The following is a 20,268-nucleotide window of genomic DNA, read 5'->3' as shown; positions in this document are numbered from 1 at the left end:
ACTCGCGAATCAAGCCCAGGATAAAACGCAATGCATGAAAAAAGCTTGACCGAACTGCGCGCCGCACTGGCGGCCAAGGAATGCTCCGCAGTCGAACTGGCGCAGCTCTATCTGAAGCGGATCGACGCGGCCAATAGCCTGAACGCCTTCATTCAGGTCGACCCCGATCTGACGCTGGCGCAGGCGAAAGCGGCCGACGCGCTGCTTCACACCGGCCACGCCGGCCCGCTAGTCGGCCTGCCGATCGCCCACAAGGACGTGTTCGTCACCAAGGGCTGGCGCTCCACGGCCGGCTCGAAGATGCTGTCGAACTACGAAAGTCCGTTCGACGCAACGGTGGTCGCACGTCTACAGAACGCCGGCATGGTGTGCGTGGGCAAGACCAATATGGACGAGTTCGCGATGGGCTCGTCCAACGAGAATTCGTACTTTGGCCCCGTGCAGAATCCGTGGGATCGTCAGGCTGTGCCGGGTGGTTCATCGGGCGGCTCGGCGGCTGCGGTCGCGGCGCGCCTCGCGCCCGCTGCCACCGGCACCGATACGGGCGGCTCGATCCGTCAGCCGGCGTCGTTCTCCGGCATCACCGGCATCAAGCCGACGTACGGCCGCGTGTCGCGTTACGGGATGATCGCGTTCGCATCGTCGCTGGATCAGGGCGGTCCGATGGCCCAAACCGCCGCGGATTGCGCCACGCTGCTCAACGCCATGGCCGGTTTCGACGAGCGCGATTCGACCAGCCTCACGCGCGAAGACGAAGACTTCACGCGCTACATCGGCAAGACGTGGAAGGAAGACGGCGCGGACAAACCGCTTGCCGGCCTGCGCATCGGCCTGCCGAAAGAATATTTCGGCGCAGGCCTCGCCGACGACGTGCGCACCTCGATCGACGCCGCCTTGAAGCAATACGAAGCGTTAGGCGCCACGCTGGTGGAAGTCTCGCTGCCGAAAACCGAGCTGTCGATTCCGGTGTACTACGTGATCGCACCGGCGGAAGCCTCGTCGAACCTGTCGCGTTTCGACGGCGTGCGCTTCGGCCATCGCGCGGCGGAATACCGCGATCTGCTCGACATGTACAAGAAGTCGCGTGCCGAAGGTTTCGGTCCGGAAGTGAAGCGCCGTATTCTGGTGGGCGCGTACGTGCTGTCGCATGGCTATTACGACGCGTACTACCTGCAGGCGCAAAAAATCCGCCGCATCATCGCGCAGGACTTCCAGGAAGCGTTCAAGCAGTGCGACGTGATCATGGGGCCGGTCGCGCCGTCGGTGGCGTGGGACCTCGGCGCGAAGGGCGACGATCCGGTGCAGATGTATCTGGCCGACATCTATACGTTGTCGGTGAGCCTCGCCGGTTTGCCGGGCATGAGCGTACCGTGCGGCTTTGGCGCGGGTGCGAATGCGCAGCGTCCGGTGGGTCTGCAGATCATCGGCAACTATTTCAATGAAGCCCGGATGCTGCAAGTGGCCGACGCGTTCCAGCGCGCGACCGACTGGCACCGTAAAGCACCGGCAGGAGTGTGAGCACCATGGCCAAGCAATGGGAAGTCGTGATCGGTCTGGAGACCCACGCGCAACTGTCGACCCAATCGAAGATTTTCTCGGGCGCCGCCACGCAATTCGGCGCTGCGCCGAACACGCAGGCCTGCCCCGTCGATCTGGCCTTGCCGGGCTCGCTGCCGGTGATGAACCGCGGCGCCGTGGAGCGGGCGATTCAATTCGGCCTCGCCATCGGCTCGACGATCGCGCCGCGCAGCATCTTCGCGCGCAAGAATTATTTCTACCCCGATCTGCCGAAGGGCTATCAGATCAGCCAGTACGAAATCCCCGTCGTGCAGGGCGGCCAGGTGACGATTCAGGTCCCGGCTAACGAAAAGGCGGGCAATCCAGCGTACGAGAAGGTCGTCAACCTGACGCGCGCTCACCTCGAAGAAGACGCGGGCAAGTCGCTGCACGAAGACTTCGCGGGCATGACCGGCATCGACCTGAATCGCGCCGGCACGCCGCTGCTGGAAATCGTCACCGAGCCGGAAATGCGCAGCGCGGCGGAAGCCGTTGCGTATGCGAAGACGCTGCACACGCTGGTCACCTGGCTCGGCATCTGCGACGGCAACATGCAGGAAGGCTCGTTCCGTTGCGACGCGAACGTGTCGGTGCGCCCGGTCGGTCAAGCGGAATTCGGCACGCGTGCCGAGATCAAGAACCTGAACTCGTTCCGCTTCCTCGAAGAAGCGATCCAGTACGAAGTGCGCCGTCAGATCGAATTGATCGAAGACGGCGGCACGGTGGTGCAGGAAACGCGTCTGTACGATCCCGACAAGCGCGAAACCCGCTCCATGCGCAGCAAGGAAGACGCGCACGACTACCGTTATTTCCCCGATCCCGATCTGATGCCGCTGGTGATCGACGCGGCGTGGGTCGAGCGCGTGAAAAGCGAAATGCCGGAACTGCCGGTCGCGATTCAGCAGCGTTTCGTGTCGCAATATGGTCTCACGCCGTACGACGCGAACGTGCTGACGTCGAGCAAGGCCATGGCCGCATATTACGAAGCGGTGGTCGTGAAGGTCGGTCCGGCTCAGGCCAAGGTAGCGGCTAACTGGTTGATGGGCGAAGTGTCGTCGCAACTGAACCGTGAAGGCCTGGACATCGCGGAGAGCCCGGTTTCGTCGGCGCAACTCGCGCTACTGCTGCAACGTATCGCCGACGGCACGATCTCGAACAAGATCGCCAAGGAAATTTTCCTCGCGATCTGGGAAGAGCAGGCCACCGACGAAGCCGCTGCCGATCGCATCATCGAAGCCAAGGGTTTGAAGCAGATTTCGGACACCGGCGCGCTGGAAGCGATCATCGACGAAGTGCTCGCCGCGAACCAGAAGTCGGTTGAGGAATTCCGCGCCGGCAAGGAAAAGGCGTTCAACGCACTGATCGGCCAAGCGATGAAAGCCACCAAGGGCAAGGCCAATCCGGCACAGGTGAACGAACTGCTGAAGAAGAAGCTGTCCTGAGTTGAAGCCGAATTGAACTTCGATTGAAGCTCAGTTGAAACAAAGCGGCTGAAGCGCGAGCTTTGGCCACCGCGGGCTGTTGCCGGAAACGAAAGTGGGGCAACGGCCCGTTTCATTTTGCGAGCCCGTTTAAACGCAGATCCTGGAGTGTGTGAATGGCGAAGCAACCCGAACTCGACGATTTCCGCGTGCCGTATTTCGAAGACGGGAAGAAGAGCGGCAAATTCTCGCTCGACGCTTTCGACCCGGCCGCGAAGCCCTTTTCGACCGGTTCGAAAGATGCCGACCGGGCGCGTTTGTCGGAGATCGGCGCGAAGCTCGACACACTGCAGGAGCGCCTGCACGCGCAGCAGAAGCGTCGCGTGTTGCTCGTGCTGCAGGGCATGGACACGAGCGGCAAGGACGGCACGATCCGCGCGGTGTTTCATGAAGTCGATCCGCTCGGTTTGCGCATCGTGCCGTTCAAGGCGCCGACGCCCGTTGAACTGGCGCACGATTTTCTATGGCGCGTGCATGCGCAGGCGCCCGCTGCCGGCGAACTGACGATCTTCAACCGCAGTCACTACGAAGATGTGCTGGTGCCGACCGTGCTCGGCAATCTGGACGCCGAAGCGTTCGAACGACGCTGCTGCCACATTCGCCAGTTCGAAAAGCTGTTGGCCGACAGCGGTACGACCATCATCAAGTGCATGTTGCACATTTCGAAAGATGAGCAGCGTGTGCGTCTCCAGGCACGCATTGACGATCCGAGCAAGCACTGGAAATTCGACGTTTCCGATCTCGAAGCCCGCAAGCAGTGGGACAAATATCAGGCGGCGTACCGCGACGCGCTGGCTGCGACTTCGACTGACTACGCGCCGTGGTATATGGTGCCGGCCGATTCGAAGACGCATCGCAATGTGATGGTCGCCGAATTGCTGCTGCGCACGTTCGAAGCGTTAAAGCTCGAATATCCGCCTGCCAAAGAATCGCTGAAGGGCCTCAAGATCGAGTGACCGTATGCTTTTTGCCCTTTGCTCTAACAACGAATCGAACATAAAAGGAACGACATGTTGCGTGTGATTACCGCCAACCTGAACGGCATCCGCTCAGCGGCGAAGAAGGGTTTTTTCGACTGGTTCGGCGAACAGAAGGCCGACGTGCTGTGCGTGCAGGAAATCAAATGCTCACAGGACGATCTGACGCCGGAATTCATGTCGCCGCACGGTTTCACCGGCTATTTCCAGCATGCGGTGAAGAAGGGCTACAGCGGCGCGGGCGTGTACACGCGACATGAGCCCGATGAAGTGGTGATCGGGTTCGGCAGCGAGGAATTCGATCCGGAAGGGCGCTATGTCGAATTGCGCTTCGGCAAACTGTCGGTGATCTCGGTGTATGTGCCGTCGGGATCGAGCGGTGAGGATCGCCAGCAGGCCAAGTTCAGGTTCATGGCCGAGTTCATGCCGCATCTCGCGGAACTGGCTGCGGAGCGGGAAGTGATCGTGTGCGGCGACGTGAACATTGTCCACAAAGAGATCGACATCAAGAACTGGAAGAGCAACCAGAAGAATTCAGGCTGCCTGCCGGAAGAGCGCGAATGGCTCACCAAGCTGTTTGACGAAGTGGGTTATGTCGACGTCTTTCGCACTTTGGATCAACGCCCGGAACAGTACACATGGTGGAGCAATCGCGGCCAGGCGTATGCGAAGAACGTGGGGTGGCGGATCGATTATCAGATCGCGACGCAGGGCATCGCCGGCAAGGCGAAACGCACCGACGTATTCCGCGATATCAAGTTCAGCGACCATGCGCCGCTGACGGTTGATTACGACCACAAGGTGGCGAAGTGAGTTTGCTGTAAATCGGTTTGTCTCACCGGCCGGGTGTTCGCATACGATGCCGCGTTCGTGTGACACACTCGATAGTGGCCTTTCCCCGACGATGGTCTCCGCGCCCCGGCTTTTACACGATCTCGGGGGTGTCGCTATCAATGTCCCGCGAGTGTGCATAATATTTCTCGCCATCGCAGTACACGCCGCGTGGGTCGTACAGTGCGCATGGCCAGGAGTTGGTACCATCAAAGAAGAACGACAGCTTGGGATACAGGCGGCATTTGGCGTCCATGGACGTGTACGGCCCGTCCTTGTTGGACGAGGAAAACAGCTCATGGAGGCGCTTTTCTCCGCCCTGAAGGGCGGCCCTGTCTATTTCTTTGTCGGTGGTTGGTGCGCTGGCTTGGCGAACAGTCATCAGTTATCCTATTGAAATGAGTTATCTATCGGCACAACCCGATCTGGAAGGAGAAAACGCCAGTTCGGCCGTGTTGAGGTCGCGCAGGATCACGCAGACGTAGGCGTCGTCCTTGTTCGGATCGGGGTCGCTGTGCGGGCCGCCTCCGGGGAAGCGGACCATCATTGAGCGCGTTTCCCTGTTCAGCGCTGGCGTGTCGCCTTTCGGATCTTCTTCAGCCCACTTCCATCGGACGGTTGTGGGTTTGTGCCAATCCGCGAGGCCAGGGTGGCAGCAAGCTGCGGCTGCGCCATCGTTCTGTGGCGGCGCATCGCCTGCCCAGTATTTGTCGACAAATACATCAAATGCATAGCGGTCCGTATGATTGATAGGCACCATCGCCATGGCGGTTCCGCGGGAAGCAAACGGATCATCCGGCAGGTGGGAGGCCCCGGCACATGCCGAGAGCGTGACCAGCGTGCACGCAGCGAGGCTTGTCAAACGGAGAGAGATGGGTTTCATACCGCCTGTTCCTGTTGTAGTCGAAGCGGACGTCCGCCATACATTTGCCTGGTGTGGCAACCGTGCAGGCAGCAAGGATCCGCTGTGCGCAAAGAGAGAGGGCTCTTCGCGCTACCTTTGTCGACAGGAATTTAAGCCGGTTTTAATATCGGCTATCTTATTAAGCTGAACCACGTCAGCTTGATAGCGAATGCGGGATAGCGATGAGGGGGGGCGCGCCAGAATCCAGGGCGGACTCGCGACCAAGCCAGCTATTGTGAATCAATCCCGTAAGGCGGCGCGGCGCGGGCGGCCCATGCCGGCATAGTCCGGCAGCGCATCGACGCTCTTGCCGATTGCCTTCGCATAGAGCGGCAGCATATCCGGCAAACGCTTGATGATGTCCTTGCGCCGCGCCGGCGTGTACGGGTGCACGTAGATATAGCCCTGATCGCGATTGCTGCGCGTCGCCGTGGCGAGCTTGTCCCATAGCGTGACTGCCGCACGCGGATCGAAGCCGGCGCGCGAGGCGATATCGCTGCCGATCACGTCGGCCTCGGTTTCGTCGGTGCTCTCGTACTTCATCTCCAGCAGCCGCGAACCGATGCCGAGCGGCGCGGCACCTAGATCGGCGAGCCCGAATAGCTGCGGGATCGTGCCGGATGAGTCGAGCTGACTGGCCTGCAGTTCGCCGAGCCGCTCGCGCGCATGCTCGCGCAACGCATGTGCGATCTCGTGACCGATCAGCATGCCGAGTTCGTTGTCGTTCAGACGTACGCGATCGAGCAGACCGCCATAGACGACGATCTTGCCGCCCGGCAGGCAGTACATGCGGATATCGGGCGAGCGCACCACCGCCACGTCCCACTTCCAGCCCTTCGCGCGCTCGTTCCACTTCAGCGAGTAAGGAATCAGCTTGTCGACGATCGAACGAACTCGTGTGACATGAGCGTCGGTGTCGCCGTACAGGCGGTTCGCGTGCTCTGCGCCGTACGTGATCTGGTTGAACTCTTCGGCGGCCTGTGCCTCGAGCATGGGCGATGGGATCAGGTTGCGAAACACGAGGTAGCCACCATAGCGCAGCTGTGTGTTCGGAGCACTGTAAGTCGGGGGTGTGGGGGTGTTGGCGGCTGCAGCGGGCGCTGAATTTGCGGCAGGCGCTTTTGCGGCCGCTGCCGGCGCCGAGGTAGCGGCGGGCGTTTTGGCCGTTACTGGTGGCGGCTGTGTTGAAGCGGGCGGCGTGGCGGCCGCAGGCGCGCTGCCGGCGTTCGTCGCGCTGGTTGCGCCAGCCGCCGCCGATGTCGCGTTTTCCGGGTTCGCCGTATTCGGCACCGACTTTGCCGCCGGCGCCGGCACCGGCATCGGCGTGGTGCCGGTGGCCGGCGCTGCTGGACTGGTGCTGACCGCGGGCATAGCGGTCGCGTAGGCGCTCAGCGGCACGGTCAACGTCAGGCTTGCGCAACCGAGCGCCAACGCCGCACGCACCGCCGCACGGCTGGTCTTGGGCGAAGGAGTCCTGGCGGCATCCGATTCCAGGCGCACCACGCGCTTTGGCTGAAGCACCGTCACGACCGGATTCTCCAGGGCGCGATGCGCAGCAGAAGCAGCATGCCGGGCAGCGCCAGCGCGGTACACACAATGAAGTAGTCGAACCAGCCGATCTGCGCGACCACATAGCCGCTTGCCGCCGACGCCAACGTGCGCGGCACCGAAGCCAGGCTCGTGAAGAGCGCGAACTGCGTCGCGGTGTAACGCGGATCGGTGGTGCTGGCGATGTAAGCGGTGAAGGCCGCCATCGTCAGACCGGTCGCGAAAGTTTCCAGGCCGTAGACCAGGGCCAGCGCGACTGAGCGCGGATCGAGCTGCACCGTCCAGTCGACGCCGACTAGTGCGAGCAGTTCCGAGGTGCCCTGGCTCAGCCAGACGGCGATGTCATAAATCACGGCAAGGCCAGGCGATGTTGGGCCAAGATGCGCAAGCCACGCGAAGCCGAGCGTCGACACCATCTGCAGCACGCCGAAGATCCAGAGCCCGCGGCCGATGCCGACCTTCATCATCCAGATCCCGCCCACGATCCCGCCCGCCAGACTCGCGCCGAACGCGGTGGTCTTGGCGATCACGCCGATCTGCGTGCGCGAAAAGCCGATGTCGAGAAAGAACGACGTGGACAGCGTAGTCGCCATCGTGTCGCCGAGCTTGTAAAGAAAGATGAAGCCGAGCACGAAGAGCGCGCCGCGCCAGCCGTCGCGTTGAATGAACTCACTGAACGGCTGGACGATCGCTTCGCGCAAATTTTTCGGCGGTGTGCCGTGCACTTCGGGTTCGCGCACCACCAGCGTCATGACCATGCCAGGCAGCATGAATGCGGCGGTGGCGATGAAAACGGTGGTCCACGGCAAATGGTCGGACAGAATCAACGCCAGCGAACCCGGCACCAGCGCGGCGATCTTGTAAGCGTTCACGTGCACCGCATTGCCGAGGCCCTGCTGCGTGTCGCTTAGCAGCTCACGCCGGTATGCATCGATTGAGATGTCCTGGCTCGCGCCGAAGAAGGCGACCAGCGCCGTTAACGCCGCGACCGTCCAGATCGCATCCTTCGGTGACACGAAACCGAGCGTGGCAATCGCGCCCGCGACCAGAATCTGCGTGACCAGCATCCAGCCGCGCCGTCTGCCCGGCCGCCAGCCCGGCAAACGCGGCACGTAGCGGTCCATCAGCGGCGCCCAGACGAATTTCCAGGTGTAGGGGAACTGAATCAGCGCGAAAAGGCCGATTTCCTTCAGATTGACGCCTTCGGAGCGTAGCCAGGCCTGCACCAGATAGACGAGCGTGAACAGCGGCAGTCCCGACGTAAAGCCGAGAAAGACGCAAATCAGCATGCGCGTATTCAGGAACGCGCGCCAGCCGGGATGTTCTTCGTGAGCGGTAAGTGCAGGCGCCTCGTGCGGCGGGTTCGACATGTGGATAAGTGGCGTTAGCTTTTCTTGACGCGATAGACCGCAAGACTACCACGCCAGTTCACCCCCCATCGCACCACCTGGCCGTCGTGCAGCACCACGCGGTCGAGAATCTCGATGCCGACTTCCGGCGCCAGCGCCTCGAAATCCTTGATCGTCAGCACCCGCACGTTCGGCGTGTTGTGCCACTGATAAGGCAGCGATTTCGACACTGGCATGCGGCCTTGCAGCACGGAAAGCCGGTGCGCCCAGTAGCCGAAATTCGGGAACGAGACGATGCATTCCTTGCCCACCCGCACCGTCTCGCGCAGGATCGCGGCCGTTTGATGGATGGTTTGCAGCGTCTGCGACAAAACCGCGAAATCGAAGCTGCTGTCTTCGAACAGACGCAGACCGTCTTCCAGATTCTGCTGGATCACGTTGACGCCGTTCTGCGTCGACGCCAATACCCCGGCGTCGTTGATTTCGATGCCGTAGCCCTGCACGTCCAGTTCTTCCTTCAACAGCGACAGCAACGAGCCGTCGCCGCAACCCAGATCGAGCACGGTGGCGCGCGGTTCGACCCAGCGGGCAATCGCGCGGAAGTCCGGGCGCAGCGCCAGATAATCGAGTGCTCGCTGGTTCATGCGTTCACCTCGTTCGCAATACGTTCGTAATAGGCGCGCATCAGGTTGTGATAGCGCGCGTCGTCGAGCAGGAAGGCGTCGTGGCCGTGCGGCGCGTCGATTTCCGCGTAGGTTACCGTGCGCTTGTGGTCGAGCAGCGCCTTCACCAGTTCGCGCGAGCGGGCCGGTGCGAAGCGCCAGTCGGTCGAGAAGCTGGCGATCAGGTATTTCGCCGTGGTGTGCGCGACGGCGGCGGTCAGGTCGCCGTCGAAGGCTTTGGCTGGGTCGAAATAGTCGAGCGCGCGGGTGATCAGCAGGTACGTGTTCGCGTCGAAGTAGTCGGCGAATTTGTCGCCCTGGTAGCGCAGATACGACTCCACTTCGAATTCCACGTCGAAGTTGAAGTTGTACGCGTCCACCGCGCCTTCCGCGCGGCGCAACGAACGGCCGAATTTTTCGGCCATGTCGTCGTCCGACAGGTACGTGATGTGGCCGATCATGCGAGCGACTCGCAAGCCGCGCTTCGGCTTCACGTTGTGCGCGTAGTAGTTGCCGCCGTGAAAATCCGGGTCCGACAGGATCGCCGAGCGCGCGACTTCGTTGAACGCGATGTTCTGCGCGGACAGCTTCGGCGTGGACGCCACGACGATGCAATGGTCCACGCGCTCCGGATACATCACGCTCCACGCGAGCGCCTGCATGCCGCCGAGGCTGCCGCCCATCACCGCCGCGAAGCGCGTGATGCCGAACTCGTCGGCGACGCGCGCCTGCGCGTTCACCCAATCTTCAACCGTGACGACTGGAAAGGTCGCGCCGTACGGATTGCCGGTCGCCGGATCGATGCTCATCGGCCCGGTCGAGCCGAAGCACGAACCCAGGTTGTTCACGCCGATCACGAAGAACCTGTTGGTGTCGAGCGGCTTGCCCGGGCCGACCATGTTGTCCCACCAGCCGATGTCCTTCGGATTGTCGGCGTACACGCCCGCCACATGGTGCGATGCGTTGAGCGCGTGGCACACCAGCACGGCATTGCTGCGCGTGGCGTTGAGCGTGCCGTAGGTCTCGACCATCAGGTCGTAACCGGCCAGCGAGCTGCCGTTCTGCATGAGCAGCGGCTCGGTGAAATGCATTTTTTGGGGAGCGACGATACCGATCGATTCCATTCATTCCGCCATTTAACAAATACAGGGCGGCTAGATTGGCGTCGGCGAGGCACGGAGGAGAAGCGGTGTGCGCGGCTGACGACCTCTTTAGCCGCATTTATAGTGAACTGCGGGATCGGATGTTCCCGGTAGTTCGCGCGCCCGCAATCGAGTCAGCAAATCGGCGCGTGATGGTGTTCAGCGTGTTCTGGACAGGGTCTCAGGAGTATCGAGGTGCCGAAGTCAGGCGCAAAGTATAGCGGAAAATTTCATGCGGCAGCGTCGTGGGTGCTGCCTTGCCGTTGCGCGGGCGGCGCGGACTACTGAAGAATCAGCAGCAGTTGCGCATCGGCGTGTTCGGCTGGCGGCCGCGCAAAGCCGCTGCGCACATACCGATGCCAGCGGCCAATGATGTAGCTCAGCAGAAGGCTCGCGCGGATCGCGGGATCGTAGCCGGCGGGCAGCGGGGCGGCGTGTGCATTTGCGCTCGGACCTGTGGTTTCGCCCGCGCCCGCGCCCGCGCTTGCGTTTGCCTCCATCTGAGCCAGCCGCAAACACTGCTTCAACGACGCTTCGACTCGCTCCAGCATCTGATTGACGCGCTCGGTCAGCCGCTCATGCTCGCCGACTAGCGCCTCGCAGGTCAGCACGCGTGTCATGCCGGGATTCTTCGCGGGGAAGTTGAGCAGCATCAGCGCAATCGCGCGGGCTTGCAGCACCCCGTTGCTTTCTTTGTCGGCGATCTGGTTGATCAAGCCAAAGATGGTCTGCTCGATGAACTCGATGAGCCCTTCGAACATTTGCGCCTTGCTGGCGAAATGGCGGTACAGCGCGGCTTCCGAGACGCCGAGCCGGGCGGCGAGTGCCGCTGTGGTGATCTTTTCGCTCTTCGGCGCCTCCAGCATCGCGGCAAGCGTCTGCAGGATGTGCACGCGGCGCTCGCCCGGCTTCAGGCGCGGCGCACGCGGGGCGGCCGACGGGGTGGGTTCGTGTTCGGCTACGGCTTCGTCAGGCTTGTCGATCGGCTGCATGGCTGTCGTCCCGTCTGCTGTCCCTTCAATCGAACCGAGCGGCTGCCCAGTCGTAGCGATTTTAACGAACGAATGCTTCGATCCACATAGTGCGGCCGGCCGGTGCCCGGCAGACGCGTCGGTACGCCGTCCGCGTGCGGTTTGCGCGGCAGATGGCCGGTGATCCACACGGTGCGGATACCGAGCCGCCGGTAGTGCTTCAGATGCGAACGCGTATCTTCTACGAGGATCACGTCTTTGAGCGAGACGTGTGCGTCGCGCATCGCCCGGCGCAGCATCGAATGGTCAGGTTTGGCGCGCCAGGTGCGGCGATCGCGCATATGTTCGATGGCAATCACCTGTTCGAACAGGCGCTCGATGCGCAACTCCGCGAGCACCGCGCGCGCATAGACCTCGGGTGCATTGGTCAGCACGATCTTGCGGCCGGGCAGCGACGCGACGAGCCGCGCGACACCGCGTTCGTGACGGATCATCGAACCGAGATCGGGGAACGTGTGGACGACTTTCAGGAAGTCGTTCGGGTCGAGCGGATGGTGGCGGGTCAGACCGAGCAGCGCCGCGCCGTAACGTTGCGTGTAGCCGGCGCGCAGACGGTTGGCTTCGTCGACGTCGACTTGCAATGCGTCGATGATGTACTGCGTCATGCCCTGATTGATCGCGGGGAAGATCGCGTGCGAGGCGTGGTGCAGCGTGTTGTCGAGATCGAACAGCCAGACCGGACTGCCGCCTGCGATGTGCGGACGACGGCGTCGGGAAGTGGGGGTGCGCATGATGGAGGGCGCCGTTCAGGCGCATGCAGCCGCTACACACAGCGAACGCTGACGACGCTTCGCGATGCGCAAGGCGGTAGAAGAGGAGAGCGTATTGTCGCGCCGGAGCGCGGCACGCTGTGTACCACTGAGCGCCGCGGCGGCGCAACTGCACGGCCCACCTGGCACGCCTGTACTGGCGTACCCCGTGGGCCGGGTTTGAGGCAGGAATCAATGCGAGCGGATCATCGTGCCGAACGGCTGTTCGGTGAGAATCTCGAGCAGCACCGAGTGCTCGATACGGCCGTCGATGATGTGCACCGAACGCACGCCGCTCTTCGCTGCATCCAGCGCCGACGAGATTTTCGGCAGCATGCCGCCGGAGATCGTGCCGTCCGCGAACAGGCCGTCGATTTCGCGTGCCGACAGATCGGTCAGAAGATTGCCTTCCTTATCCATCACGCCCGGGATGTTGGTCATGATCACGAGCTTTTCGGCGTTCAGCACGACCGCCAGTTTGCCCGCGACCAGATCCGCGTTAATGTTGTACGACAGGCCGTCTTCGCCGAAGCCGATCGGCGAGATCACCGGAATGAACGCGTCGTCCTGCAGCGCTTTCACGACCGCGGGATTGATCGCCTCGACTTCGCCCACCTGACCGATATCGACGTATTGGCCGGGATTGTCGCGATCCGGCATCTGCATCTTGCGCGCGTGGATCAGGCCGCCGTCCTTGCCGGTCAGACCGACCGCGTGGCCGCCGAAATGGTTGATCAGCGTGACGATGTCCTGCTGCACTTCGCCGCCGAGCACCCATTCGACGACTTCCATCGTCTCTTCGTCGGTGACGCGCATGCCCTGAATGAATGTGCCCTGCTTGCCGATTTTCTTCAGCGCCTGGTCGATTTGCGGACCGCCGCCGTGCACGATAACCGGATTGATACCGACCAGCTTCAGCAGGATCACGTCGCGCGCGAAGCCTTGCTTCAGCCGCTCTTCGGTCATGGCGTTGCCGCCGTATTTGATGACCACGGTCTTACCGTGATACTGGCGAATGTAGGGCAGCGCCTCGGCCAGAATTTCAGCCTTCAGGGTGGGCGCGATCTGCGAAAGGTCAGGGATCTCGGACATGGCGGCAGGCTCAGGCACGGAACAGTTAAAACAGGGCGAATTGTACAGGACTGGCGCGCTGCAACAGGGTTTTCCATAGCGGCGCCGGTGGCGGGCGGCGCCGGCTTTGCGCACTGCGCAATGGGCGGCTTTTCGCAGCGACGGCCGGCAAGCAAGCCTATCGCCGTTCAGAACTGCCCGAGAATTGGCCGAACGGCCGATTGCCGACCGACGGCGGCGCGCCAGTCGTGGCATCATTTCCTGATCCAGGCTGAAGTGAAACCACCGGCCCGTCATGAAATCGTCAACTTCCCGCTCCGCAAGCAGCGCGCTTTGTCCGCGCTGCGGTCAGGCGTTCGATTGCGCCATGCACCGGGTGCCGTTCGACTGCTGGTGCCGCGAGATGCCGGCCTTGGCGGCAGACAGGCTTGATCCATCGGGCCGCTGTCTGTGTCCTGAATGTCTCGCAGCAGAAATCGCGCGAGCCGTGCAATCGGCGCAGGGAGCCGGTTCGCCTTGAACGCGGCGCGGCGCGGTGCGGCTCTGGCGGCCGCCTTGCCGGCCTACGCCGCGTGGTGCCGGGCCGCAAGCATACCCAGATCGCGGGCAACGGCCTCCAGTGCTGGATCCCATTGACCGAACTGTGGCTGCCGGTAGAGCGTCGCGCTCGGATACCATGGGCTGTCGGGCCGGTCGAGCAGCCAGACCCAATGCGGATTGACGTCGAGCAGCACCCATGTGCGCCGGCCGAGTGCGCCGCTCAGATGCGCCACGGACGTGCAAACAGTGATGACGAGATCGAGCGCGCTGACAAACGCCGCAGTGTCGTCGAAATCGGCGAATTCGGCGGTGTAGTCCGACATCGGCAGACCCGCCGCTCGGGCGGCAGCGACGTCCGCTTCCGCACCGGGTTGCAGCGAATAGAACGCCATGTCGTGCATGCCGCCGAAATGTTCCGCGTAGCGCTCCCAACCGACCCGCCGGAATGGATTGCGCTGATGGCCCAGGCTGCCGGTCCATGTCAGTCCCACTTTGAGCCTCGTTTCTCCGCTAAGCCTCTTTCGCCACGACTTGCTGGCTGTGGCGTCCGCATGCAGGTACGGAATCGCAGCGGGGATGGTCTCTTCGCGCGTGTCGAATATCAAAGGCAGGCTGAGTAACGGAATTTCGTAATCAAACGGCGGCAAAGATTCGACGCGGCCACCGGCTGAATAGCCGTCCACATGATCGCTGAGGCTGCGCGCGAGCAGCGCGCCCATTTGCGGAAATGAATTCCAGACGAGGCGGCCGCCCTCGCGATGAACACGCGCGGCCAGCAGAGGGACATAGCGGCTGAACTGCAAGACATCGCCCATGCCCTGTTCCCCCCACACCAGCAGCGTTTTGCCGGCGAGCGATTCGCCTTGCCAGGTCGGCGCGGGCATGGCGGGGCGGTTGCCGCCCAATTCAAACGAGCCGTCCCAGCGCGCTTCATGGGTTTGCCAGCCGTGCGCGTAATCGCCACGCATGAGCTGCAGCATGCTGAGATTGGAGCGCATGGTTGCGTCGTTGGGTGCTAATGCACAGGCAGTTCTTGTGGCGTGCTCGGCTTCGTCCCAGCGTTGCGCTTCACGCAGCGCCAGCGCATAGTTGTTATGCGCCAGCGGACTATCCGGCGCGCATTGCACAGCGCTTGCACCGGCTTCGAGCGCGCGCGGCAGATCTAAATTGACGCGGCTTGCTTGAGTGAGATTGGTCCATGCGTCGCCGTTGCGGGGTTCGTCGTGAACTGCACTTTCCAGTAGAGCGAGTTGCTCGTTGAGATCGCCGCCAGTGAGTGTGAGGGCGCCAGCGAGATTGTTGCGCAACTGCGGCAAGGCCGGATCGATGGCGAGAGCGCGGCGATAGGGTGCGATTGCCTCGCCATGCCGGTTTGCCATCTGCAGCGCGTAGCCGACACGGAAGTGTGCAAGAGCGCGACGGGGATCGAGTTGGGCAATAATGGCGGCGAGTTCGATCGCGTCGTTGTGACGATGTTGCTCGAGCAGCGTGGCAAAGAGCGATTCGATCGACTCGTCGTCGAGTGGGTGGTGTTGCGCGGCGGCATCGAGCCAGCTGGCCTCCGCTTTTGCAGTACCGTTTTGTCGGGCTGCGGCGGCATGCCGCAGAAAAGTCAGGAAAGCTGACGAGGCGAGCGTCTCGCTATCAGAGATAGGCAGCATGGATGGTTTTGGGCGGCGCAAGAACCGGTGATGCGTGATCGGCCTAGGCAACGCGCTATCGCAAAAATTCCATGTTACCGGCGCGAGTTAGCGAGGTCAGTCGGACTAGTCCGAACAGGTAAACTTAAGTCATGCATCGTATAACCAACACCGGCCGGGTCAACCTCGGTCATCTGTTCTGGCTGCGCAGCCTCGCCATCATCGGCCAGCTGGTGACGATCGCGTTCGTGCAGACCTTCTTCGGCGTGCATCTGCCGTTGCCCGCCATGTTGCTCGTGATCGCGCTCGAAGTGATCTTCAACGGACTCACGTGGTGGCGTGTCTCGCAGCAGCGGCCCGAGTCCAATCTGGAGCTGTTCGGCCAGATCTGGGTTGATCTCGGCGCGTTGTCGGCGCTGCTGTTCCTCTCCGGCGGCACCACCAACCCATTCGTTTCGCTGTACCTGCCATCGCTCGCGATTGCCGCCGCCGTGTTGCCATGGCATCTGATGGCGTGGCTCGCCGCTTTCGCCGTGGCCTGCTACGCCGTGCTCGGCTTCGATTCCGTACCGCTCAATCTCGACAACCCGGCGAACCTGTTCGACTACTTTCGCGCCGGCATGTGGGTGAACTTCATGGTCAGCGTCGGCCTGATTGCGTGGTTCGTCGCGCGCATGTCACGCGCTCTGCGACTACGTGACGCAGCGCTCGGAGACGCGCAGCAGCGCTTGCTTCACGACGAACGCGCCGTCGCGCTCGGCGTGCAGGCCGCCACTGTCGCGCACGAAATCGGCACGCCGCTGTCTACAATTGCAATGTTGTCCGAAGAATTGCGCGACGCCGCGCGAACCGATAAGGGGCTCGCGCCGTACAGCGCCGATCTGGAACTGCTCGAACGGCAAATGACGCTGTGTACTTCGGCGCTTGCGCGGTTGCGCAGCCGTGCAACGACCGCGACCAACCGGCAAACGGTCAGCGAATGGCTCGGGTCGTTTGGCGAGCAATGGCGCTTGCGTCATCCGCATGTGAAGTTCGAGCGGATCGGTGTGCCGCCCGCAGGCGTCAGTCTTGACGATACGGTTGCCGTCAGTCAGATTCTGACGATTCTGCTCGACAACGCCGCGCGTGCGAGCCGCGATCACGTCACGCTGTCGTGCACGCTCACCGCCCGCGGCGACCAGATCGTATTCGAGGTATCTGACGCGGGCCCTGGCATTCCTGCCGCGTTGCGCGGGTCGCTCGGCGCGATGCCGGTCGACAGCACACAGGGGGGGCACGGCGTGGGACTGTATCTGGCATTTTCAGCGGCGGCACGTCTGAAGGGATCGATCGAGCTGGCCGATGTCAGCGAGATCAAGCCGCGTGGCACGCGTGCAGTGTTGAGGCTGCCGCTTGCAGCGCGCAAATCATCAGGTGCGGGCCGTCAAGGCACTACGCCATCCAACACGGAGAAACAGGCATGAGCGATATGAATTTTCTGGTGATCGACGACGATGAAGTGTTCTCCGGCATCCTCGCCCGTGGTTTGACGCGGCGCGGTTATACGGTGGCCGAAGCGCACAATGCGGATGAGGCGATCAAGTTGGCGAACCAGCAGAAGTTCAACCAGATCACGGTGGACCTGCATCTCGGCAACGATTCCGGTCTTACGCTCGTGGCCCCCTTGCGTGATTTGCAGCCTGACGCGCGCATGCTGGTGTTGACCGGTTATGCCAGCATCGCCACGGCGGTGCAGGCGGTGAAAGACGGCGCCGATAACTACCTGGCGAAGCCCGCCAATGTCGAGACGATTTTGTCGGCGCTGCAAAGCGAAGCGAGTTCGCTGCAAGCTGAAGAGGCGATTGAGCATCCCATGCCGTTGTCGGTTGCGCGTCTGGAGTGGGAGCATATTCAACGCGTGCTCGCGGAGCACGGCGGCAATATTTCGGCCACTGCGCGCGCGTTGAACATGCATCGTCGAACGCTGCAACGCAAGCTGGCGAAGCGGCCGGTCAAGCAGTAAGCGCTGGGGCTTGCGCGCGCTTGTGAGCCGTCAAGCAAAACGGGCCGTCTTTCACAAGACGGCCCGTTTTTTTACGCCTCACGCATGATTGGCTGCATGCGAGGCGCGCGGCTTTAAGGCGATATCAGCGTCGGCGCCGGCGTCGGCATCACAGCACGTAACGCGACAGATCTTCGTCTTCCGCCACGTCGTTCAGCGCGCGATCGACATACGCCGCGTCGATCTGCACCGTCTTGCCCGAGTGATTGCCGGCTGCGAACGAGACGTCTTCGAGCAGTTTTTCGATCACTGTGTACAGACGGCGCGCGCCGATGTTTTCGGTCTTCTCGTTGACCGAGTACGCGATTTCAGCCATACGGCGAATGCCGTCGTCGGCGAATTCCAGGTGCACGTCCTCAGTAGCCAGCAGTGCCTGGTATTGCTTGACGAGGCTCGCGTCGGTCGACACCAGGATCGATTCGAAATCGCCCACCGACAGCGAATCCAGTTCGACCCGAATCGGGAAGCGGCCTTGCAGTTCCGGAATCAGATCGCTCGGCTTGGCCAGATGAAACGCGCCACTTGCGATGAACAGAATGTGGTCGGTCTTCACCATGCCGTACTTGGTGTTGATCGTGGTGCCTTCGACGAGCGGCAGCAGATCGCGCTGCACGCCCTGACGCGACACTTCACCACCGCCTGCTTCACTACGCGACGCGATCTTGTCGATTTCGTCGAGGAAAACAATACCGTTCTGCTCGACGTTCTGCACCGCCTTGGCTTTCACCTCTTCGTCGTTGAGCATCTTGCCGGCTTCTTCGTCGGTGAGGACCTTGAGCGCTTCCTTCACCTTCAGCTTGCGGCGTGTTTTCTTGCCGCCGCCGATGTTCGCGAACATCGAACGGATCTGCTCAGTCATGTCTTCCATGCCCGGCGGTCCCATGATGTCCATGCCCACTTGCGGCTGTTCGACGTCGAGTTCGATTTCCTTGTCGTCGAGCAGGCCTTCGCGCAGACGCTTGCGGAAAGTCTGACGCGTGGTGCTCCCTTCGTCCGCTGTGTCGACGGCGCTCGAACTCGCGCCGAAACCAACCGGCCGGGCGCTCGGCAGCAGGATGTCGAGGATACGGTCTTCGGCCTGATCTTCCGCCTTGGTCCGTACTTTGCGCATTTCCGTTTCGCGCGTCTGCTTGATTGAGATCTCCATCAGATCGCGCACAATGCTGTCGACGTCGCGGCCGACGTAGCCGACTTCGGTGAATTTGGTGGCTTCGATCTTGATGAACGGCGCGTCGGCCAGTTTCGCCAGACGCCGCGCGATTTCGGTTTTGCCGACGCCGGTCGGTCCGATCATCAAAATGTTCTTCGGCGTGATTTCCTGACGCAGCGGGTCTTCAACCTGCTGACGGCGCCAACGGTTGCGCAGCGCCACGGCAACCGCTTTCTTCGCGCGGCCTTGGCCGATGATGTGTTTGTCGAGTTCCGAGACGATCTCGGCAGGGGTCATGGTGCTCATCGTGGGTCCTTACTCGATCGTCTCGATGACGCGGTTATGGTTCGTATAGATGCACATGTCGCCGGCAATCTCCAGCGACTTCTCCACGATCTCGCGCGGCGACAGTTCGGTATTGTCAACGAGCGCCTTCGCGGCGGCTTGCGCGTAAGCGCCGCCCGAACCGATCGCGCAGATACCGCCTTCCGGATCCAGCACGTCGCCGTTACCGGTAATGACGAGGGTGGTGGTGGCATCCGCGGCGATCAGCATCGCTTCGAGGCGGCGCAGCATGCGGTCGGTGCGCCAGTCTTTGGCGAGTTCGACGGCGGCGCGGGTCAGATTACCCTGATGTTTTTCCAGCTTCGCTTCGAAGCGGTCGAGCAGCGAGAAGGCGTCGGCCGTGCCGCCGGCAAAGCCGACCATCACCTTGCCGTTATAGATGCGCCGGACTTTCTTCGCACCGCCTTTCATGACGATGTTGCCCAGCGTCACCTGACCGTCGCCGCCAAGCGCGACCTTGTCGCCGCGGCGCACGGAAACGATCGTCGTGCCGTGAAATTGCTCCATATGCGTTCCTCTTTGCAAAACGGGTAGGACACGGTGGTGCAGCACCACCGCATGAATCCTGAAAGCGGACGGCGCGCAACGCTGAAACGATCAACCGGTTGGCGTGCGCTCGTACAACGCATGTTCGACTTATTTTAGGGCGTGCGCGGTCATATCAAGAGCCGGCAAATGGCATAAGACAAAAACACGGGATTCAGAGCGGAGGACTGTGCGGAAGGGCGCACAAAAGAAAAAAGGCGCACAGATCACCGTGCGCCTCTGACGAAGCAGCTAAAAAGGGCGCGGAGCCGAAGCCGCGCCGCAGGCGTTCAGTCGCCGAACAGCTTCTGGCGCAGTTCGCGGCGTTCCTGTGCTTCGAGCGACAGGGTGGCCGTGGGCCGCGCGAGCAGACGCGGAATGCCGATCGGCTCGCCGGTTTCTTCACACCAGCCGTAATCGCCCGAATCGATGCGCGCGATCGATTGCTGCACCTTCTTCAGCAGCTTGCGTTCGCGGTCGCGCGTGCGCAGTTCCAGCGCATGCTCTTCTTCGATCGTTGCACGGTCGGCCGGGTCCGGCACGATTACTGTTTCGCGCAGGTTCTCGGTCGTCTGGCCGGCATTGCGGAGAATGTCCGCCTGCAGCTGTTCGAGCTTGTTCTTGAAGAAAGCGAGCTGATCCTCATTCATGTAATCCTTGTCGCTCATCTTCAGGATTTCGGCTTCAGTCAAGAGTCGTTTCGTCGTCATCTGGCTTGCTTCTTC

At 62.1% G+C, this 20,268-nt stretch carries 20 protein-coding genes; 7 read left to right on the top strand and 13 right to left on the bottom strand.

The features are described from left to right. Positions 1-30 precede the first annotated feature (30 nt). The 4 genes from gatA (at position 31) to P3T22_RS16645 (ending at position 4,828) form a co-directional block, all read left to right on the top strand. Positions 31-1,518, top strand: coding sequence for an Asp-tRNA(Asn)/Glu-tRNA(Gln) amidotransferase subunit GatA (gatA, locus tag P3T22_RS16660; protein WP_429325499.1), 1,488 nt, complete (start codon positions 31-33; stop codon positions 1,516-1,518). Positions 1,519-1,523: 5 nt separating this feature from the next. Further along, positions 1,524-2,999: an Asp-tRNA(Asn)/Glu-tRNA(Gln) amidotransferase subunit GatB gene (gene gatB, locus P3T22_RS16655; RefSeq protein ID WP_063494472.1), complete on the top strand. Its 1,476-nt coding sequence runs from the start codon at positions 1,524-1,526 to the stop codon at positions 2,997-2,999. Between the two features lie 155 nt (positions 3,000-3,154). Further along, on the top strand, positions 3,155-3,994 hold the full coding sequence (locus P3T22_RS16650; protein ID WP_429325498.1) for a PPK2 family polyphosphate kinase: 840 nt from the start codon (positions 3,155-3,157) through the stop codon (positions 3,992-3,994). Positions 3,995-4,048: 54 nt separating this feature from the next. Continuing rightward, positions 4,049-4,828 carry an exodeoxyribonuclease III gene (locus tag P3T22_RS16645; RefSeq protein WP_429325497.1) on the top strand — a complete coding sequence of 260 codons (780 nt, stop codon included), beginning with the start codon at positions 4,049-4,051 and terminating at the stop codon, positions 4,826-4,828. Positions 4,829-4,940: 112 nt separating this feature from the next. Here P3T22_RS16645 and P3T22_RS16640 read toward each other — a convergent pair whose 3' ends face one another. From P3T22_RS16640 to argB, 9 genes are all read right to left on the bottom strand, one after another. Then, positions 4,941-5,228, bottom strand: coding sequence for a hypothetical protein (locus P3T22_RS16640; protein ID WP_429325496.1), 288 nt, complete (start codon positions 5,226-5,228; stop codon positions 4,941-4,943). A gap of 21 nt (positions 5,229-5,249) precedes the next feature. After that, entirely contained in the window at positions 5,250-5,729 is a 480-nt protein-coding gene (locus P3T22_RS16635; protein WP_063494476.1) for a DUF3304 domain-containing protein, read from the bottom strand. Between the two features lie 261 nt (positions 5,730-5,990). Then, positions 5,991-7,244, bottom strand: coding sequence for a M48 family metallopeptidase (locus tag P3T22_RS16630; RefSeq protein ID WP_420488484.1), 1,254 nt, complete (start codon positions 7,242-7,244; stop codon positions 5,991-5,993). A 29-nt stretch (positions 7,245-7,273) separates the two neighbouring features. Next, complete coding sequence (locus P3T22_RS16625) at positions 7,274-8,668, bottom strand: AmpG family muropeptide MFS transporter (RefSeq protein WP_429325495.1); 1,395 nt, start codon at positions 8,666-8,668, stop codon at positions 7,274-7,276. 14 nt (positions 8,669-8,682) lie between these two features. Beyond that, positions 8,683-9,291, bottom strand: coding sequence for a methionine biosynthesis protein MetW (metW, locus tag P3T22_RS16620; protein WP_063494478.1), 609 nt, complete (start codon positions 9,289-9,291; stop codon positions 8,683-8,685). Next, on the bottom strand, positions 9,288-10,433 hold the full coding sequence (metX, locus tag P3T22_RS16615; RefSeq protein ID WP_429325494.1) for a homoserine O-succinyltransferase MetX: 1,146 nt from the start codon (positions 10,431-10,433) through the stop codon (positions 9,288-9,290). Before metX ends, metW begins: the two co-directional genes overlap by 4 nt. Before the next feature lie 299 nt (positions 10,434-10,732). Beyond that, positions 10,733-11,443 carry a nucleoid occlusion factor SlmA gene (slmA, locus tag P3T22_RS16610; RefSeq protein ID WP_429325493.1) on the bottom strand — a complete coding sequence of 237 codons (711 nt, stop codon included), beginning with the start codon at positions 11,441-11,443 and terminating at the stop codon, positions 10,733-10,735. Next, entirely contained in the window at positions 11,410-12,213 is an 804-nt protein-coding gene (locus tag P3T22_RS16605) for a pyrimidine 5'-nucleotidase (protein WP_063494481.1), read from the bottom strand. Before P3T22_RS16605 ends, slmA begins: the two co-directional genes overlap by 34 nt. Positions 12,214-12,423: 210 nt before the next feature. Beyond that, positions 12,424-13,323: an acetylglutamate kinase gene (argB, locus tag P3T22_RS16600; RefSeq protein WP_063494482.1), complete on the bottom strand. Its 900-nt coding sequence runs from the start codon at positions 13,321-13,323 to the stop codon at positions 12,424-12,426. A 274-nt stretch (positions 13,324-13,597) separates the two neighbouring features. Here argB and P3T22_RS16595 point away from each other — a divergent pair, with 274 nt between their 5' ends. Beyond that, the gene (locus P3T22_RS16595) at positions 13,598-13,822 is read left to right on the top strand and encodes a cysteine-rich CWC family protein (RefSeq protein WP_082854895.1); all 225 of its coding nucleotides are present in this window, start codon (positions 13,598-13,600) and stop codon (positions 13,820-13,822) included. A gap of 43 nt (positions 13,823-13,865) precedes the next feature. Here the strand turns inward: P3T22_RS16595 and P3T22_RS16590 are convergent, their stop codons facing one another. After that, positions 13,866-15,503, bottom strand: coding sequence for a tetratricopeptide repeat protein (locus tag P3T22_RS16590; RefSeq protein ID WP_429325492.1), 1,638 nt, complete (start codon positions 15,501-15,503; stop codon positions 13,866-13,868). A 131-nt stretch (positions 15,504-15,634) separates the two neighbouring features. Between P3T22_RS16590 and P3T22_RS16585 the strand changes: the two genes are divergently transcribed. Together P3T22_RS16585 and P3T22_RS16580 are read left to right on the top strand one after the other, a co-directional pair. Next, positions 15,635-16,945 (top strand): ATP-binding protein, encoded by a 1,311-nt coding sequence (locus P3T22_RS16585; protein WP_063494485.1) that lies wholly within the window; start codon positions 15,635-15,637, stop codon positions 16,943-16,945. Then, entirely contained in the window at positions 16,942-17,484 is a 543-nt protein-coding gene (locus P3T22_RS16580) for a response regulator transcription factor (protein WP_063494486.1), read from the top strand. Before P3T22_RS16585 ends, P3T22_RS16580 begins: the two co-directional genes overlap by 4 nt. Positions 17,485-17,632: 148 nt before the next feature. Here P3T22_RS16580 and hslU read toward each other — a convergent pair whose 3' ends face one another. From hslU to dksA, 3 genes are all read right to left on the bottom strand, one after another. Next, positions 17,633-18,979, bottom strand: coding sequence for an ATP-dependent protease ATPase subunit HslU (gene hslU / locus P3T22_RS16575; protein ID WP_429325491.1), 1,347 nt, complete (start codon positions 18,977-18,979; stop codon positions 17,633-17,635). Between the two features lie 9 nt (positions 18,980-18,988). Next, positions 18,989-19,525, bottom strand: a complete 537-nt coding sequence (gene hslV / locus P3T22_RS16570) for an ATP-dependent protease subunit HslV (RefSeq protein WP_028197737.1) — start codon at positions 19,523-19,525, stop codon at positions 18,989-18,991. A 308-nt stretch (positions 19,526-19,833) separates the two neighbouring features. Beyond that, a complete protein-coding gene (gene dksA, locus P3T22_RS16565; protein WP_012431412.1) occupies positions 19,834-20,253 on the bottom strand; it encodes an RNA polymerase-binding protein DksA in 420 nt (139 codons plus the stop codon). Positions 20,254-20,268 lie beyond the last annotated feature (15 nt).

The sequence above is a fragment of the Paraburkholderia sp. GAS348 genome, assembly GCF_050434205.1.
In the GTDB taxonomy this organism is placed as follows: Bacteria; Pseudomonadota; Gammaproteobacteria; order Burkholderiales; family Burkholderiaceae; genus Paraburkholderia.
The sequence above is the reverse complement of the archived record's forward strand: the minus strand, read 5'-3'. Positions and strand labels throughout refer to the sequence as shown.

Bases quoted from the DNA above. Each gene is read 5' to 3' on its own strand.
- metW (WP_063494478.1), bottom strand. From the start codon at position 9,291: ATGAACCAGCGAGCACTCGATTATCTGGCGCTGCGCCCGGACTTCCGC.
- P3T22_RS16635 (WP_063494476.1), bottom strand. From the start codon at position 5,729: ATGAAACCCATCTCTCTCCGTTTGACAAGCCTCGCTGCGTGCACGCTG.
- dksA (WP_012431412.1), bottom strand. From the start codon at position 20,253: ATGACGACGAAACGACTCTTGACTGAAGCCGAAATCCTGAAGATGAGC.
- metX (WP_429325494.1), bottom strand. From the start codon at position 10,433: ATGGAATCGATCGGTATCGTCGCTCCCCAAAAAATGCATTTCACCGAG.
- hslU (WP_429325491.1), bottom strand. From the start codon at position 18,979: ATGAGCACCATGACCCCTGCCGAGATCGTCTCGGAACTCGACAAACAC.
- P3T22_RS16595 (WP_082854895.1), top strand. From the start codon at position 13,598: ATGAAATCGTCAACTTCCCGCTCCGCAAGCAGCGCGCTTTGTCCGCGC.
- slmA (WP_429325493.1), bottom strand. From the start codon at position 11,443: ATGCAGCCGATCGACAAGCCTGACGAAGCCGTAGCCGAACACGAACCC.
- gatB (WP_063494472.1), top strand. From the start codon at position 1,524: ATGGCCAAGCAATGGGAAGTCGTGATCGGTCTGGAGACCCACGCGCAA.
- hslV (WP_028197737.1), bottom strand. From the start codon at position 19,525: ATGGAGCAATTTCACGGCACGACGATCGTTTCCGTGCGCCGCGGCGAC.
- argB (WP_063494482.1), bottom strand. From the start codon at position 13,323: ATGTCCGAGATCCCTGACCTTTCGCAGATCGCGCCCACCCTGAAGGCT.
- P3T22_RS16645 (WP_429325497.1), top strand. From the start codon at position 4,049: ATGTTGCGTGTGATTACCGCCAACCTGAACGGCATCCGCTCAGCGGCG.
- P3T22_RS16625 (WP_429325495.1), bottom strand. From the start codon at position 8,668: ATGTCGAACCCGCCGCACGAGGCGCCTGCACTTACCGCTCACGAAGAA.
- P3T22_RS16590 (WP_429325492.1), bottom strand. From the start codon at position 15,503: ATGCTGCCTATCTCTGATAGCGAGACGCTCGCCTCGTCAGCTTTCCTG.
- P3T22_RS16640 (WP_429325496.1), bottom strand. From the start codon at position 5,228: ATGACTGTTCGCCAAGCCAGCGCACCAACCACCGACAAAGAAATAGAC.
- P3T22_RS16650 (WP_429325498.1), top strand. From the start codon at position 3,155: ATGGCGAAGCAACCCGAACTCGACGATTTCCGCGTGCCGTATTTCGAA.
- P3T22_RS16580 (WP_063494486.1), top strand. From the start codon at position 16,942: ATGAGCGATATGAATTTTCTGGTGATCGACGACGATGAAGTGTTCTCC.
- gatA (WP_429325499.1), top strand. From the start codon at position 31: ATGCATGAAAAAAGCTTGACCGAACTGCGCGCCGCACTGGCGGCCAAG.
- P3T22_RS16605 (WP_063494481.1), bottom strand. From the start codon at position 12,213: ATGCGCACCCCCACTTCCCGACGCCGTCGTCCGCACATCGCAGGCGGC.
- P3T22_RS16585 (WP_063494485.1), top strand. From the start codon at position 15,635: ATGCATCGTATAACCAACACCGGCCGGGTCAACCTCGGTCATCTGTTC.